A 1230-nucleotide genomic window follows, 5' to 3' on the forward strand; every position below is an offset into this window, starting at 1 on the left:
TGGTCTTCTCGCTGATCCCAGTGCCCCAGGACATGAGCTGCACTCCGCCACGGCCGAGCGGCTTGGCCTGCAATGCCGCGTACCAGCGGCGTTGCTGTTCGTCGAGGCGGCTCAGTAGCAGGTTGATCTGCTGATGCAACTCACGTGTCGCCTCGTCTTCGCCAGCCTGGCAACTGGGGCACTCGCACACATGAAGGTAGCGGCGCATGAGGCACCTCCACGACCACATGAAGAAGACTTCATTACACCTCTCAGGGCCTATTCCTTGTCAACAGTAGATGCTGGACAGGCCCTTAGTCTTACTGTGTCACAAGAGTAGCGGGCGCTTGCATGAACCGCAGAATGGGCACTGCCCCATCTCAAGGAGCAGGCAGGCGCTGAGCCGCAGTCGCAGCGTCGTGATCGAGTTCGGGACGTGACGCTGTGCGTAACCGAGCGCCCCGGGGAACGTAATCTCGGTTCAGTGCGACGTAGTCATCGACGGTGCAAGCCTGGGGCAAGCGGGCGAACAGCGCGCGCAGGTACTGGTAGCCGTCGATGCCGGTGACCCGGCAGGTCTGCAGCAGCGAGTACAGGTTCGCACTGGCGTGGGCGCCGGCAACCCGCGTCCTTGTGTGCACCTAGGCGATGCTGGCCGCTCCCGTGCCCCACTCCCGGGCGAGCGGCTTGAGCAGGATCGGCACGGCCGTCACCGCGCCGAAGCCCAGCGAGGCGATCGCTAGCACGAGCCACCAGCCCCAGGCCGACTCGATGCCGTCCCGGCCTACGCCCCTCATGTTGCGCAGTGCACGAACTTGGTGTCAAGGAAGGCCTCCATGCCCTCGATGCCCGACTCGCGCAGACTCTAGGAATCAGCTGTCTGCTTGACAGGGGAGCTTACGCCCCTGTCAAGCAGACAACTTGTTCCTGGAGTCCGCGGCGTGGGCTGCTGCCGGTTTCATGGCCTTGGCGCCATCCACTTGGCCGCCGCCATCGTTTGGCTCCATTGATGACGAGCCTCAGTTGTGCCGCCCCTCCGCGAGGGTGATTGATCGGGCATGAACGGGCCTGCGAGGACAATCCATCGCTTCCGCCGCTAAATCCGTCTACGAGCGCAGCCATGGGCCTGCAATCAGAGAGAGAAGCCTTGTCACAGCCGTGCACCCTCATGGATCAGCTCGCCGCGCACGTGAATCATGGCGATCATCTGTGCGTCATCTGCGAGGATTCCGAGCAGCGGCTCGATGCGGC

General features: G+C 63.4%; 1 protein-coding gene and 2 pseudogenes. All 3 read right to left on the reverse strand.

Annotated elements, in window-relative coordinates:
- Nucleotides 1-208, reverse strand: a pseudogene (locus tag D3A59_RS04175) (hypothetical protein); the annotation flags it as partial.
- A gap of 151 nt (nucleotides 209-359) precedes the next feature.
- A pseudogene (locus D3A59_RS26230) lies at nucleotides 360-602 on the reverse strand (transposase domain-containing protein); the annotation flags it as partial.
- A gap of 18 nt (nucleotides 603-620) precedes the next feature.
- A complete protein-coding gene (locus D3A59_RS25235) occupies nucleotides 621-776 on the reverse strand; it encodes a hypothetical protein (RefSeq protein ID WP_157991404.1) in 156 nt (51 codons plus the stop codon).
- Between the last annotated feature and the right edge of the window lie 454 nt (nucleotides 777-1230).

Origin of the sequence: Caldimonas tepidiphila, from assembly GCF_003569765.1 — a bacterium.
Classification (GTDB): Bacteria; Pseudomonadota; Gammaproteobacteria; order Burkholderiales; family Burkholderiaceae_C; genus Caldimonas; species Caldimonas tepidiphila.

What these genes read in the sequence shown, in the direction of transcription:
- D3A59_RS25235 (WP_157991404.1), bottom strand. Translation starts at nt 776, where the DNA reads ATGAGGGGCGTAGGCCGGGACGGCATCGAGTCGGCCTGGGGCTGGTGG.